We start from the raw sequence: 13,484 nt of genomic DNA on the forward strand, positions 1-13,484 counted from the left end.
GATTAGTCTTCTATTTTACCGCCAGCAGCTTCAATCGCTGCCTTTGCACCTTTGGTAACTCCCAGACCCTTAACGGTAACAGCTTTGGTCAGCTCACCTGAGAGGAACACTTTGGCGCGTTTAATATGGCTGCCGATAATATCGGCATTCTTAAGCGCTGCCAAATCGATTACGTCATTTTCTACCTTCGCCAGCTCAGCCAGACGTACTTCTGCGGTAAAGCGAGAAACACGAGCGGTGAAACCGTACTTAGGAAGACGCTTCTGCAAAGGCATCTGACCGCCTTCGAAGCCCGGACGAACACTGCCGCCGGAACGCGCTTTCTGACCTTTGTGGCCGCGGCCACCGGTCTTACCAATTCCGCTACCAATACCGCGACCAACGCGCTTGGCGCTGTGCTTGTGGCCGGGTGCTGGAGACAAGTCGTTCAAACGCATGTTATTCCCCCTCAACCTTAACCAGGTAGTTTACTTTGTTGATCATACCGCGCACGGAGGGAGTATCCTCCACTTCCACTGTGTGGCCGATGCGGCGCAGGCCCAGACCCGCAACGCACGCCTGATGACTTTTCAGGCGTCCGTTGATGCTTTTGGTCTGGGTCACTTTTATGGTCTTCTTAGCCATGGTCTTAACCCACCAATAACCTTAAATCCGAGCTGTAATTAGCCCAGAATCTCTTCGACAGATTTACCGCGCTTGGCAGCTACATCTTCCGGGCTCTGCATTTGCTCCAGAGCTTTGAAAGTTGCACGTACTACGTTCACCGGGTTGGTGGAGCCGTAACACTTAGCCAATACGTTGTGTACACCAGCCATTTCCAGAACGGAGCGCATAGCACCGCCGGCAATTACACCGGTACCCTGGGAAGCGGGCTGCATGTAAATCTTGGAACCGCCGTGGCGACCATTGGTAGCGTACTGGATGGTGTCACCATTCAGGTCTACCTGGATCATGTTGCGGCGTGCAGATTCCATCGCCTTTTGAATCGCTACAGGCACTTCACGTGCCTTGCCACGACCAAAGCCAACACGGCCATTGCCATCACCAACTACGGTCAGTGCGGTAAAGGCGAAGATACGACCACCTTTAACAGTCTTGGCAACGCGGTTGACCTGGACCAGCTTCTCCTGCAGGCCTTCGTCGTTGCTTTTGTCTTTCTCTCTAGCCATAACTCAACCCTTAGAATTTCAGACCGGCTTCGCGGGCAGCGTCAGCCAGAGCCTTAACACGGCCATGGTATCTGAAGCCGCTACGATCGAAGGCAACTTGTTCAACGCCAGCGGCTTTCGCGCGCTCAGCGATCAGTTTGCCAACTGCGGCAGCAGCGTCAGCGTTGCCAGTTTTACCAGAGCGCAGGTCCTTGTCCAGGGTAGAGGCGGAAGCCAATACCGCGCTGCCTTCGGCAGACAGGATCTGTGCGTAAATGTGGCGCGGGGTGCGGTTCACGGTGAGGCGAACGGCGCCCAGCTCACGGATCTTGGCGCGGGCACGACGTGCACGACGCAAGCGAGATGCTTTCTTAACGTTCATATCTATGCCCTACTTACTTCTTCTTGGCCTCTTTGCGATACACGCGCTCGTCGGCATAACGGACACCCTTACCTTTGTAGGGCTCCGGCGGACGGAACGAGCGGATCTCAGCGGCCACTTGGCCCAGCAGCTGTTTATTGCTGCTCTTCAGTACGATTTCAGTCTGGGATGGAGTTTCCGCAGTCACACCTTCCGGCAACTGATAATCGATCGGATGGGAGAAGCCCAGGGTCAGGTTAACCGCTTTACCGGCTGCTTTCGCACGATAACCAACACCCAGCAACTGCAGCTTCTTCTCGAAGCCCTTGCTTACGCCTATCACCATGTTATTGACCAAAGCACGGGTGGTACCCGCCAAGGCTCTGGCCTGCTTGGAGTTATTGCGCGCGGCAAAAGTCAGCTGGCTTTCAGCCTCGCTCACTTCTACATCACCGTGAATAACCATATCCAGGTTACCGCTACCGCCTTTAACAGCGATATTTTGACCTTTCAGGTCTACGGTTACACCTGCGGGGATAACTACCGGACTATTTGCTACTCGAGACATTGCAACCCCCGCTTAGAATACGGTGCAAAGCACTTCGCCACCGATACCAGCCTGACGTGCAGCGCGGTCAGTCATCACACCATTAGAGGTGGAAACGATCGCGACACCCAGGCCACCACGTACGGTAGGCAGAGCTTTTTTACCAGTGTAAGCGCGCAGGCCCGGACGGGAAACGCGATTGAGCTCGGCAATAACCGGCTTGCCCTGGAAGTATTTCAGAGCAATGGTCAGTTCCGGCTTAGCGCCTTCGCTTACGTTTAAATCAGTAACGTAACCTTCGTCTTTCAGGACTTTGGCCACTGCTACTTTCAGTTTGGATGATGGCAGGGTGACTTCCGCCTTTCCGCGCGCCAGGGCGTTGCGGATGCGAGTCAGCATATCTGCCAACGGATCTTGCATACTCATCTTATGAGACTCCTCAAATCTGCCTTAAACCAGCTGGTAATTACCAGCTGGACTTCACGAGGCCAGGAACATCACCACGCATCGCAGCTTCACGAAGCTTGTTACGGCACAGGCCGAACTTGCGGTATACAGCGTGGGGGCGACCAGTAATACGACAGCGGCGTTGCTGACGTACCGGGCTTGCATCGCGCGGCATTTTCTGCAGCTTGAGTTGAGCCTCCCACTGCTCCTCTTCGGAAGCAGTGGAACTGGCGATGATCGCCTTCAGCTCTTGACGCTTCTCGGCGTACTTAGCTGCGGTTCGAGCGCGCTTGTTTTCGCGCGCAATCATGGATTTCTTCGCCATGGAATCCTCTTAACCCTTGAAAGGGAAGTTGAACGCTTTCAGCAGCGCACGACCTTGATCGTCGTTTGCAGCTGTAGTGGTAATACAAATATCCAGACCGCGGAGCTTGTCTACTTTGTCGTAGTCAATTTCCGGGAAGATGATTTGCTCAGTCACGCCCATAGAGAAGTTACCGCGGCCGTCGAACTGCTTCGGGCTAATGCCACGGAAGTCGCGGATACGCGGAATCGCGATGTCAACCAAACGCTCCAGGAACTCATACATGCGCTCACCGCGCAGAGTTACCTTGCAGCCGATCGGCCAACCGTCACGAATCTTAAAGCCCGCAATAGACTTGCGCGCTTTAGTAACGATGGGCTTTTGACCAGTAATTGCTGTCATATCGTTGACAGCGTGCTCCAGCACCTTCTTATCACCAATCGCTTCACCAACACCCATGTTGATGGTGATCTTGGTGATGCGCGGCACTGCCATCACATTCTCGAGACCAAGCTCTTCTTTTAGCTTGGCCACGAGGTCCTTAGTGTAGAGCTCTTTAAGCTTTGCCATGATCTACCAACCTGCTTTTGCGTCAAGAGCCTTAGATGGCTTCGCCGCTGGATTTGAAGACGCGAATCTTAGTGCCGTCTTCCAGTACTTTAAAGCCCACCCGGTCAGCCTTCTGGGTGTTAGGGTTGAAGATGGCTACGTTGGAAGCTTGGATAGCAGCTTCTTTCTCAACGATGCCACCTGCAATACCCATCTGTGGGTTTGGCTTTTGGTGCTTTTTGATCATCTGTATGCCGGAGACAATCAGGCGACCGTCGTTCAGTACTTTACGTACTGAACCACGCTTGCCCTTGTCACGACCGGCGATAACGATCACTTCGTCGTCACGCTTGATCTTGCGCATAACTCTTCTCCGCTCGAGGCCTAGATAACTTCGGGAGCGAGGGAGATGATCTTCATGAACTTCTCACCGCGCAATTCGCGAGTTACCGGACCAAAAATACGGGTGCCAACCGGCGCCAGTTGCTGGTTCAGCAGCACCGCTGCGTTATCGTCAAATTTAATCAGGGAACCGTCCGCGCGACGCACACCTTTTTTGGTGCGAACCACAACGGCGTTCATTACCTGACCTTTCTTCACTTTACCGCGGGGGATGGCTTCCTTAACGGTTACCTTGATAATGTCGCCCACGCCGGCATAACGACGATGGGAGCCGCCCAGCACCTTGATGCACATGACGCGGCGAGCCCCACTGTTGTCAGCTACTTCTAAGTAGGATTCCGCTTGAATCATTGTCTCTCTCCGAAACCTTTCAATTCGGCAGTCAATGCGCTAGGGGTTATACCTTCGCCGCACGCTCTACAATTTTCTGCAAAGCCCAAGATTTGCTCTTGGACAGAGGACGAGATTCTTCGATGGTTACAACATCACCGATGCTGCAATCATTGTTCTCATCATGTGCCTTGAGCTTTGTGGACTTGTTTACAATTTTGCCGTAGATCGGGTGCTTAACACGGCGCTCGATCAAAACGGTGATGGTTTTATCCATCTTGTCACTCACAACCTTGCCGGTCAGAGTACGCTTCAGTTTTGCTTCAGCCATGATTAATTACCTGCCTTCTCGGTCAACACAGTCTTTATGCGAGCAATGTCGCGACGAGTCTGCTTCAGCAGATGAGTCTGAGCCAGTTGACCGGTGGATTTTTGCATACGAAGCTTAAATTGAGCTTCGAGCTGGTTCAGCAGTTCCTGGTTCAGCTCTTCAACTGACTTTTCGCGTAGATCTGCAGTCTTCATTACATCACCGAACGCTTAACGAAAGTTGTTTTTACAGGCAGCTTGGCCGCAGCTAGTGCGAAAGCCTCACGAGCCAGCTCCTCGGACACACCCTCCATCTCATAGAGGACCTTGCCCGGCTGGATCTGAGCTACCCAGTATTCAACGCCACCTTTACCTTTACCCATTCGAACTTCGAGGGGCTTATTGGTAATTGGCTTGTCTGGAAACACACGAATCCAGATTTTACCGCCACGTTTAATGTGACGAGTCATTGCGCGACGAGCCGCTTCGATCTGGCGCGCAGTAATGCGACCACGACCGGTAGCCTTAAGGCCAAACTCGCCAAAGCTCACTTTAGAGCCGCGCTGAGCAAGACCGCGGTTGCGACCCTTCTGTACCTTGCGGAATTTTGTACGCTTTGGTTGCAGCATTTGCGTACCCCTTATTTAGCAGCTTTTTTGCGGCTCTTTACCGGCTTCTCATCGGGCACTTCGTCACCGATTACCTCGCCTTTAAAGATCCACACCTTGATACCGATGATGCCGTAAGTAGTCTTCGCTTCAACATTGGCGTAGTCAATGTTGGCGCGCAGGGTGTGCAGGGGCACACGGCCTTCGCGATACCATTCGGTACGCGCGATTTCTGCACCGCCAAGACGGCCACTTACTTGAATCTTGATACCTTCGGCACCCTGACGCATAGCGTTCTGTACGGCACGCTTCATAGCGCGACGGAACATAACACGGCGTTCCAGCTGCTGGGCAACGTTCTGGCCAACCAGAGCCGCGTCCATATCAGGCTTGCGCACTTCTTCGATGTCGATGTGCACAGGTACGCCCATCTGCGCGCTTACTTCTTTGCGCAGACGTTCTACGTCTTCACCTTTTTTACCGATCACGATGCCCGGACGTGCAGTGTGAATCTTCACACGTGCAGTGTTTGCCGGACGTTCGATCTCGATACGGCTCACAGAAGCGTGGGCCAGTTTTTTGCGAATGTATTCGCGAACTTTCAGATCCGTGTACAGCTTGTCTGCGTACTCGTCGCTGCCGGCATACCAAACAGAGGTATGCTTTTTAACGATACCCAGACGAATGCCGGTAGGATGTACTTTTTGTCCCATGGTTTTCTCGCCTGCTCTCTTATTTCTCGGCCACTTTCACAGTGATGTGACAAGTACGCTTAAGAATGCGATCAGCACGACCTTTAGCACGCGGCTTAATGCGCTTCATGGTCATACCTTCGTCCACAAAAATTGTGGAAACCTTCAGCTCGTCAACGTCAGCACCTTCGTTGTGCTCAGCGTTGGCAATGGCCGACTCCAGTACTTTCTTAATGATCGCCGCACCCTTTTTAGTACTGAAAGCCAGTATATCCAGGGCCTCTTCAACGCCTTTGCCGCGAACCTGATCAGCTACCAGTCGCGCCTTTTGCGCCGATAGACGTGCGCCGCGTAATTTTGCTGCTACTTCCATCTTTATAACCTCGGCTTAGCGCTTCTTCGCTTTCTTGTCCGCAGCATGACCGCGGTAAGTGCGGGTAGCAGCGAACTCGCCCAGTTTATGGCCAACCATTTCTTCGTTAACCAAAACGGGCACGTGTTGACGACCGTTGTGCACGGCAATCGTCAGTCCAACCATTTCCGGCATAATCATGGAACGGCGGGACCAGGTTTTAATCGGCCGGCGATCGTTTGCTGCAATCGCTGCCTCCACCTTCTTGATCAAATGCAGATCAATAAAGGGACCTTTCTTTAATGAGCGTGGCACTGTCGATTCCTCTCTAGCTGCTCAGACATCGCGCGGCTTACTTGCCGCGACGACGTACTATCATCTTATCGGTGCGCTTGTTCTTGCGCGTTTTCTTACCCTTGGTCGGAACGCCCCACGGAGTAACCGGATGACGACCACCAGAGGTACGGCCTTCACCACCACCGTGCGGGTGATCTACCGGGTTCATCGCCACACCGCGAACGGTAGGACGAACACCACGCCAGCGTGCAGCACCAGCTTTACCCAGCTTGCGCAGGCTGTGCTCGGAATTGCTCACTTCACCCAGGGTTGCGCGGCACTCAGCGAGAACCTTGCGCATTTCGCCGGAACGCAGACGAATGGTCGCATACTGACCTTCACGAGCTACCAGCTGCACAGAGGCACCAGCAGAACGGGCCAGCTGAGCGCCTTTGCCTGGCTTCAGCTCGATCGCGTGGATTACAGAACCTACCGGAACGTTGCGCAGAGGCAGAGTGTTACCCACAACAATCGGTGCGGCATCGCCGGACTGAATGGTGGCACCTGCTTTCAGGCCTTTCGGTGCGATAATGTAACGACGCTCACCGTCGGCGTAACACACCAGAGCGATGTGTGCGCTGCGGTTGGGATCGTACTCCAGACGCTCAACTTTAGCCGGAATACCGTCTTTGTTGCGCTTGAAGTCGATTACACGGTAGTGCTGCTTGTGGCCACCACCGATGTGACGGGTAGTGATACGACCATTGTTGTTACGGCCACCACTTTTGCTCTTGCTCTCCAACAGAGGAGCGTAAGGAGCACCCTTGTGCAGGTCGGTGTTAACAACCTTAACCAGGTGACGACGGCCGGCGGAGGTCGGTTTTGTTTTTACAATTGCCATTGTAACGGTCCCCTTTACTCAGCAGCTTCAAAATTAATGTCGCTGCCCTCAGCCAGGCGAACGTAGGCTTTTTTCCAGTCGCTGCGCTGGCCCATGCCATTGCGAGTGCGCTTGGTTTTGCCCTTTACGTTCACGGTGCGAACCTGCTCAACGGAAACGTTAAACAGCTTCTCAACCGCAGCCTTGATCTCAGCTTTTTCGGCGTCGGTGGTAACCTTGAAAACTACCTGATTGGCGCTATCCGCCAGTCCAGCAGCTTTTTCGGAAATTACCGGGCCCAGCAGTACTTTGTAGAGTCGCTCTTGGTTCATCCCAGCACCTCTTCAATTTTCTTGAGCGCAGAAACGGTAACCACGACCTTATCAAAGCGAATCAGGCTTACTGGATCGATCGCCTGTACATCGCGGACGTCGATCTTGTGCAAGTTGCGTGCGGCCAGGTAGAGGTTTTCACTAACCTCTTCAGTCACGATCAGCGCATCGGACAGGTCAAACTGAGCCAGTTTGCTTACCAGCTGCTTGGTCTTGGGTGCGTCCACATCAAAGGACTCAACCACTACCAGGCGCTCCTGACGAGCCAGCTCAGACAGAATGCAACGCAGTGCAGCGCGGTACATTTTTTTGTTCAGCTTAACGCTGTGATCGCGCGGATCAGCGGCGAAAGTTACGCCACCGGAACGCCACAGCGGGCTGCGGATAGTACCGGCACGTGCGCGGCCAGTACCTTTTTGGCGCCATGGCTTCTTACCACCACCAGAAACATCGGAACGATTTTTCTGCGCCTTGGTACCCTGGCGAGCGCCGGCCATGTAGGCCACAACTGCCTGGTGTACCAGATCTTGGTTGAACTCACGTCCGAAAGTCACTTCAGAGACAGCTACTGTGCCTTTAGCGCCTTCGGGAGTAGCGATATTCAGTTCCATATCTATTTCCCCTCAGACTTAGGCTTTAACTGCCGGACGAACGATAACGTTGCCACCGGGTGCACCGGGTACAGCGCCTTTAACCAACAGCAGGTTGCGTTCGGCATCGACACGAACCACTTCCAGGTTTTGCACGGTTACGCGCTCAGCACCCATATGTCCGGCCATCTTCTTGCCTTTCCATACGCGGCCAGGAGTCTGACATTGACCGATAGAACCGGGTGCGCGGTGAGACAGGGAGTTACCGTGGGTTGCGTCCTGGGTGCGGAAATTCCAACGCTTAACGCCGCCCTGGAAGCCTTTACCTTTGGAAGTGCCGGTTACGTCGATCATCTGGCCAGCTTCGAAGCTGGAAACAGTAATTTCAGAACCGATTTCGAAAGTCTCTTCGGAACCGTCAGTGCGCAGTTCGAAAAGATTTGTGCCAGCCTCTACATTGGCTTTGGCGAAGTGGCCCGCTGCGGGCTTGGAGACACGGGAAGCTTTGCGGCTGCCTACTGCTACTTGAACAGCGCTGTAACCGTCAGTTTCCTGAGTTTTCACTTGGGTGACGCGATTCGGAGCAACCTCAACAACGGTTACCGGAATGGATACGCCATCTTCAGTGAAGATGCGAGTCATGCCGCTCTTGCGGCCGACAATACCTATAGTCATCTTTTTTAACCTCTCAGTGCACGGGGCTTTAACCCACTGCGGCCGCCCAATTTCAGAGCGTTACACTACCCGGACCGTTTTCGCCCGGGATTCGGTAGTTAGTAAAAGTGTTAGCCGAGACTAATTTGGACCTCAACACCGGCCGCCAGATCGAGCTTCATCAGCGCGTCGACGGTTTTCTCGGTAGGCTCAACGATGTCCAGCAAACGCTTGTGAGTACGGATCTCATACTGATCGCGAGCGTCTTTATTAACGTGCGGGGAAATCAGTACGGTGTACTTCTCTTTGCGAGTCGGCAGCGGGATAGGACCGCGAACTTGTGCGCCAGTGCGCTTAGCCGTCTCTACGATCTCCTGAGTGGACGCGTCGATCAGCTTGTGATCGAAGGCCTTCAGGCGAATACGGATACGTTGACCCTGCATGGAATCAAACTCCAATTATTAACTAAAGAACGTCCTCTTACGCAGCCCCGAGGGCGGGCGAAAAGGAGCGCGAATTCTACGGGGAGCGCAGCAGGCTGTCAACTGTACAGGCTGATCAAATTTCAATCTGCTGAAACTACAATTGAGTACCCCAAGCGGAACGAGGTATCCACAATGACTATCGCCGCAACACTGAGTCAATATTTAAATGACCAATCGGTCGATTATCATCTGATTCAGCATCCACACACCCGCACCAGCCGGGAAAGCGCCCGCGCCGCCCATGTGCGTGAGGATCAGGTGGCAAAAGCGATTTTGCTTCAGGATATAGAGGGTTATGTAATGGCTGTGATCCCAGCCAGCAGCAGCCTCGATATGCGCTCGCTTCACAATGAGACCGGGCGAAACTCACTGCAAATGGTCTCGGAAACCGAACTCGGCGCCATATTCCCAGACTGTGAACTGGGCGCCCTGCCCGCCCTAGGCCAGGCTTACGGCATTACCACCCTGCTAGACACCAGTCTTGGACACCGTGAAACCATTTACTTTGAGGCCGGTGACCACGAAGAACTGGTTGAGATGAGCGGCCCTCAATTCACCAAGCTGTTTGCGGGCAGCAGAAGCTGCGATTTAAGCCGGGATTGGCCATAAGCTCGCTAGATTAAAAGCAAATATTAGCGGCCGCAGATATGCCGGAAAGGATTCAATATTGAGCCCCTAACAGAGAGGGGTGATGCTCGCAGCACCAAACAACACCAGCTGGTGCAAGTAGGCAATTATCGGGCACAAAAAAAGCCGCAGCGCGTCCGCTGCGGCTTTTTAGTTAGATCAGGAGTAACTATTACTCGATGATCTTGGCAACAACGCCCGCACCTACGGTACGACCACCTTCGCGGATAGCGAAGCGCAGGCCGTCTTCCATGGCGATCGGAGCGATCAGGGTAACAACCATTTGAATGTTGTCGCCCGGCATTACCATTTCAGTACCTTCCGGCAGCTCTACCGCACCAGTTACGTCGGTAGTACGGAAGTAGAACTGAGGACGGTAGCCTTTGAAGAACGGGGTGTGACGACCACCTTCGTCCTTGGACAGTACATACACTTCCGCTTCGAACTTGGTGTGCGGAGTGATGGAGCCCGGCTTAGCCAGTACCTGACCACGCTCTACTTCGTCACGCTTGGTGCCGCGCAGCAGTGCGCCGATGTTCTCACCAGCACGACCTTCGTCGAGCAGCTTGCGGAACATTTCAACACCAGTACAGGTAGTAGTGGTGGTTTCTTTGATACCAACGATTTCGATCTCGTCGCCAGTGTTGATCACACCGCGCTCTACACGACCAGTTACAACAGTACCACGGCCAGAGATAGAGAATACGTCTTCGATCGGCATCAGGAACGGCTGATCTACAGCGCGCTCTGGCTCAGGGATGTACTCGTCCAGAGTCTCTACCAGCTTCTTAACAGCGGTAGTACCCATTTCGTTGTCGTCTTCGCCGTTCAGGGCCATCAGAGCGGAACCAACGATGATCGGAGTGTCGTCACCTGGGAACTCGTACTGATCCAGAAGTTCGCGAACTTCCATTTCTACCAGCTCGAGCAGCTCTTCGTCGTCTACCATGTCCGCTTTGTTCAGGAATACAACGATGTAAGGTACACCTACCTGACGGGAAAGCAGGATGTGCTCACGAGTCTGCGGCATGGGGCCGTCAGCTGCGGAACATACCAGGATAGCGCCGTCCATCTGAGCAGCACCGGTGATCATGTTCTTAACGTAGTCGGCGTGTCCCGGGCAATCTACGTGAGCGTAGTGGCGAGTCGGGGACTCGTACTCAACGTGAGAAGTAGCGATGGTGATACCGCGCTCACGCTCTTCCGGTGCATTGTCGATACCGTCGAAAGCAACAGCGTCACCGCCCCAAACTTCCGCACATACGCGGGTCAGAGCAGCGGTCAGGGTGGTTTTACCGTGGTCAACGTGACCGATGGTGCCCACGTTCACGTGGGGCTTGGAACGTTCAAACTTTTCTTTTGCCATCTTTAGATGTCCTCTAGCTAAAAGTTTGCCAAAGGGGCCCCAGCTGTTGGCCCGGCCCCCTTTAAGCAGAAGTTAATTAGGCCTTAGTCTTGGCGATGATCTCATCGGCAACATTTTTCGGCGCTTCGGCGTACTTCAGGAATTCCATGGTGTAGGTAGCACGGCCCTGAGTAGCAGAACGCAGGTCGGTTGCGTAACCGAACATTTCTGCCAGAGGTACTTCCGCATTGACAACCTTACCGGAGGGGTTGTCTTCCATACCCTGGATGAGGCCACGGCGACGGTTGAGGTCACCAACCACATCACCCATGTTCTCTTCCGGAGTTACCACTTCCACCTTCATCATCGGCTCGAGCAATACCGCACCGCCCTGACTGGACAGCTTCTTGGTCGCCATAGAACCGGCGATCTTAAACGCCATTTCATTGGAGTCCACATCGTGGAAGGAACCGTCGTACAGAGTCGCCTTCAGGCCCAGCAGCGGGTAGCCAGCCAGAACACCGTTCTTCATCTGCTCTTCGATACCTTTCTGTACCGCAGGAATGTATTCCTTCGGTACCGCACCGCCCACGATTTCGTTAACGAATTCCAGACCTTCCTGAGACTCGTCTTCGGCAGGCTCAAACTTCACCCATACGTGACCGTACTGACCGCGACCACCGGACTGACGAACGAACTTACCTTCGATCTCAGAGGTGTTGCGGATAGTTTCACGGTAGGCAACCTGAGGCTTACCGATGTTCGCTTCAACGTTGAACTCACGCTTCATGCGGTCAACGATGATATCCAGGTGCAATTCACCCATACCGGAGATAATGGTCTGACCGGTTTCCTCGTCAGTCTTCACGCGGAAGGACGGATCTTCCTGGGCCAGCTTGCCGAGGGCAATACCCATTTTTTCCTGGTCCGGCTTGGACTTGGGCTCAACCGCAACAGAAATTACCGGCTCGGGGAACTCCATACGCTCCAGAACAATCTTGTTGTCTTCGGCACACAGGGTGTCACCAGTGGTTACGTCTTTCAGACCAATCGCAGCAGCGATGTCACCAGCCAGTACTTCTTTAATTTCCTGACGATCGTTGGAGTGCATCTGCACCATACGACCGACACGCTCTTTCTTCATTTTTACGGAGTTGTATACCGCAGTACCGCTCTCCAGCTTACCGGAGTAAACACGGAAGAAAGTCAGGGTACCAACGAAGGGGTCGGTAGCAATTTTGAACGCCAGTGCAGCGAACGGCGCATTGTCGTCAGCTTCGCGGCTCTCAACAGTTTCGCCATCTTCCAGAGTACCTTCGATCGCCTTAACTTCAGTCGGCGCCGGCAGATATTCGATAACTGCGTCCAGTACAGCCTGTACACCCTTGTTCTTGAACGCAGAACCGCCCAGAACCGGTACGATTTCGTTGGCCAGGGTACGCTGACGGATAGCTGCCTTGATTTCTTCTTCGGACAGCTCACCTTCTTCCAGGTATTTTTCCATCAACTCTTCGCTGGCTTCAGCGGCCGCTTCTACCAGGTACTCGCGCATTTCGTCGCACTCGTCCTGCAGCTCAGCGGGGATGTCAGCGTAGTCGAAAGTCATGCCCTGGTCGGCTTCATTCCACAGAATGGCCTTCATCTTCACCAGGTCAACAACACCCTTGAACTCGTCCTCAGAGCCGATGGTCATCTGCAGAGGTACAGCATTCGCGTTCAAGCGGTCTTTCAGCTGGCTCACAACGTTGCGGTAGTTCGCACCGGCGCGGTCCATTTTGTTTACGAATACCATGCGCGGTACTTCGTATTTGTTCGCCTGGCGCCATACGGTTTCAGTCTGAGGCTGAACACCAGAGGAGCCACACAGTACAACAACAGCACCGTCGAGTACGCGCAGGGAGCGCTCAACTTCAATAGTGAAGTCAACGTGTCCTGGGGTATCGATGATGTTTACGCGGTGCTGGTCGAACTGCTGCTGCATGCCAGACCAGAAACAGGTAGTCGCAGCAGAAGTAATGGTGATACCACGCTCCTGCTCCTGCTCCATCCAGTCCATGGTGGCAGCACCTTCGTGTACTTCACCAATTTTGTGGGATAGACCAGTGTAGAAAAGTACGCGCTCGGTAGTAGTGGTTTTACCGGCGTCTACGTGGGCACAGATACCGATGTTACGGTAACGTGCGATGGGCGTTTTACGTGCCACAGTTGTATCCTCGATATAACGGCAAAAGGCAGCCTGGAATTTT

24 protein-coding genes are annotated in these 13,484 nt (G+C 53.7%); 1 reads left to right on the plus strand and 23 read right to left on the minus strand.

Annotation, left to right across the window (positions count from 1 at the left end; translation table 11 throughout):
- Positions 1 to 2 precede the first annotated feature (2 nt).
- The 21 genes from rplO to rpsJ form a co-directional block, all read right to left on the minus strand.
- Positions 3 to 437 carry a 50S ribosomal protein L15 gene (gene rplO / locus ACYX4J_RS18910; RefSeq protein WP_282934390.1) on the minus strand — a complete coding sequence of 145 codons (435 nt, stop codon included), beginning with the start codon at positions 435 to 437 and terminating at the stop codon, positions 3 to 5.
- A gap of 1 nt (position 438) precedes the next feature.
- The gene (gene rpmD / locus ACYX4J_RS18915; RefSeq protein WP_020411402.1) at positions 439 to 624 is read right to left on the minus strand and encodes a 50S ribosomal protein L30; all 186 of its coding nucleotides are present in this window, start codon (positions 622 to 624) and stop codon (positions 439 to 441) included.
- 38 nt (positions 625 to 662) lie between these two features.
- Positions 663 to 1,169, minus strand: coding sequence for a 30S ribosomal protein S5 (rpsE, locus tag ACYX4J_RS18920; protein ID WP_282934391.1), 507 nt, complete (start codon positions 1,167 to 1,169; stop codon positions 663 to 665).
- A gap of 10 nt (positions 1,170 to 1,179) precedes the next feature.
- Positions 1,180 to 1,530 (minus strand): 50S ribosomal protein L18, encoded by a 351-nt coding sequence (rplR, locus tag ACYX4J_RS18925; RefSeq protein ID WP_282934392.1) that lies wholly within the window; start codon positions 1,528 to 1,530, stop codon positions 1,180 to 1,182.
- Between the two features lie 13 nt (positions 1,531 to 1,543).
- Positions 1,544 to 2,077 carry a 50S ribosomal protein L6 gene (gene rplF, locus ACYX4J_RS18930; RefSeq protein WP_282934393.1) on the minus strand — a complete coding sequence of 178 codons (534 nt, stop codon included), beginning with the start codon at positions 2,075 to 2,077 and terminating at the stop codon, positions 1,544 to 1,546.
- A 12-nt stretch (positions 2,078 to 2,089) separates the two neighbouring features.
- Positions 2,090 to 2,482, minus strand: coding sequence for a 30S ribosomal protein S8 (rpsH, locus tag ACYX4J_RS18935; RefSeq protein WP_282934394.1), 393 nt, complete (start codon positions 2,480 to 2,482; stop codon positions 2,090 to 2,092).
- A 40-nt stretch (positions 2,483 to 2,522) separates the two neighbouring features.
- Positions 2,523 to 2,828: a 30S ribosomal protein S14 gene (rpsN, locus tag ACYX4J_RS18940; protein WP_020411397.1), complete on the minus strand. Its 306-nt coding sequence runs from the start codon at positions 2,826 to 2,828 to the stop codon at positions 2,523 to 2,525.
- Positions 2,829 to 2,837: 9 nt separating this feature from the next.
- On the minus strand, positions 2,838 to 3,377 hold the full coding sequence (rplE, locus tag ACYX4J_RS18945) for a 50S ribosomal protein L5 (protein WP_020411396.1): 540 nt from the start codon (positions 3,375 to 3,377) through the stop codon (positions 2,838 to 2,840).
- 31 nt (positions 3,378 to 3,408) lie between these two features.
- Positions 3,409 to 3,720 (minus strand): 50S ribosomal protein L24, encoded by a 312-nt coding sequence (rplX, locus tag ACYX4J_RS18950; RefSeq protein WP_108731661.1) that lies wholly within the window; start codon positions 3,718 to 3,720, stop codon positions 3,409 to 3,411.
- A 20-nt stretch (positions 3,721 to 3,740) separates the two neighbouring features.
- Positions 3,741 to 4,109 (minus strand): 50S ribosomal protein L14, encoded by a 369-nt coding sequence (gene rplN, locus ACYX4J_RS18955; protein WP_067151032.1) that lies wholly within the window; start codon positions 4,107 to 4,109, stop codon positions 3,741 to 3,743.
- Between the two features lie 46 nt (positions 4,110 to 4,155).
- The gene (gene rpsQ, locus ACYX4J_RS18960; RefSeq protein WP_108731660.1) at positions 4,156 to 4,419 is read right to left on the minus strand and encodes a 30S ribosomal protein S17; all 264 of its coding nucleotides are present in this window, start codon (positions 4,417 to 4,419) and stop codon (positions 4,156 to 4,158) included.
- A gap of 2 nt (positions 4,420 to 4,421) precedes the next feature.
- Complete coding sequence (rpmC, locus tag ACYX4J_RS18965; RefSeq protein WP_020411392.1) at positions 4,422 to 4,613, minus strand: 50S ribosomal protein L29; 192 nt, start codon at positions 4,611 to 4,613, stop codon at positions 4,422 to 4,424.
- Positions 4,613 to 5,026 (minus strand): 50S ribosomal protein L16, encoded by a 414-nt coding sequence (gene rplP, locus ACYX4J_RS18970; protein WP_282934395.1) that lies wholly within the window; start codon positions 5,024 to 5,026, stop codon positions 4,613 to 4,615. The genes rpmC and rplP overlap by 1 nt, the downstream gene beginning before the upstream one ends.
- Before the next feature lie 11 nt (positions 5,027 to 5,037).
- The gene (rpsC, locus tag ACYX4J_RS18975; protein WP_282934396.1) at positions 5,038 to 5,718 is read right to left on the minus strand and encodes a 30S ribosomal protein S3; all 681 of its coding nucleotides are present in this window, start codon (positions 5,716 to 5,718) and stop codon (positions 5,038 to 5,040) included.
- 19 nt (positions 5,719 to 5,737) lie between these two features.
- Positions 5,738 to 6,070, minus strand: a complete 333-nt coding sequence (gene rplV / locus ACYX4J_RS18980) for a 50S ribosomal protein L22 (protein ID WP_282934397.1) — start codon at positions 6,068 to 6,070, stop codon at positions 5,738 to 5,740.
- Between the two features lie 15 nt (positions 6,071 to 6,085).
- Positions 6,086 to 6,364, minus strand: a complete 279-nt coding sequence (gene rpsS / locus ACYX4J_RS18985) for a 30S ribosomal protein S19 (protein ID WP_069946924.1) — start codon at positions 6,362 to 6,364, stop codon at positions 6,086 to 6,088.
- Between the two features lie 37 nt (positions 6,365 to 6,401).
- A complete protein-coding gene (rplB, locus tag ACYX4J_RS18990; RefSeq protein WP_108731657.1) occupies positions 6,402 to 7,226 on the minus strand; it encodes a 50S ribosomal protein L2 in 825 nt (274 codons plus the stop codon).
- Positions 7,227 to 7,240: 14 nt separating this feature from the next.
- Entirely contained in the window at positions 7,241 to 7,537 is a 297-nt protein-coding gene (rplW, locus tag ACYX4J_RS18995; protein WP_282934398.1) for a 50S ribosomal protein L23, read from the minus strand.
- On the minus strand, positions 7,534 to 8,148 hold the full coding sequence (gene rplD / locus ACYX4J_RS19000) for a 50S ribosomal protein L4 (RefSeq protein ID WP_020411385.1): 615 nt from the start codon (positions 8,146 to 8,148) through the stop codon (positions 7,534 to 7,536). The genes rplW and rplD overlap by 4 nt, the downstream gene beginning before the upstream one ends.
- An 18-nt stretch (positions 8,149 to 8,166) precedes the next feature.
- On the minus strand, positions 8,167 to 8,802 hold the full coding sequence (rplC, locus tag ACYX4J_RS19005; protein ID WP_108731654.1) for a 50S ribosomal protein L3: 636 nt from the start codon (positions 8,800 to 8,802) through the stop codon (positions 8,167 to 8,169).
- Positions 8,803 to 8,912: 110 nt separating this feature from the next.
- A complete protein-coding gene (gene rpsJ / locus ACYX4J_RS19010; RefSeq protein WP_010133849.1) occupies positions 8,913 to 9,224 on the minus strand; it encodes a 30S ribosomal protein S10 in 312 nt (103 codons plus the stop codon).
- A 174-nt stretch (positions 9,225 to 9,398) separates the two neighbouring features.
- Here rpsJ and ACYX4J_RS19015 point away from each other — a divergent pair, with 174 nt between their 5' ends.
- Positions 9,399 to 9,875 (plus strand): aminoacyl-tRNA deacylase, encoded by a 477-nt coding sequence (locus ACYX4J_RS19015; protein ID WP_282934399.1) that lies wholly within the window; start codon positions 9,399 to 9,401, stop codon positions 9,873 to 9,875.
- Between the two features lie 190 nt (positions 9,876 to 10,065).
- On the opposite strand, the gene tuf is transcribed toward ACYX4J_RS19015, so the two are convergent.
- Complete coding sequence (gene tuf / locus ACYX4J_RS19020; protein WP_108731642.1) at positions 10,066 to 11,259, minus strand: elongation factor Tu; 1,194 nt, start codon at positions 11,257 to 11,259, stop codon at positions 10,066 to 10,068.
- Between the two features lie 76 nt (positions 11,260 to 11,335).
- Positions 11,336 to 13,441 (minus strand): elongation factor G, encoded by a 2,106-nt coding sequence (fusA, locus tag ACYX4J_RS19025; protein ID WP_444892717.1) that lies wholly within the window; start codon positions 13,439 to 13,441, stop codon positions 11,336 to 11,338.
- Positions 13,442 to 13,484: the final 43 nt, after the last annotated feature.

The sequence above is a fragment of the Microbulbifer sp. ABM4_008 genome (assembly GCF_056311705.1).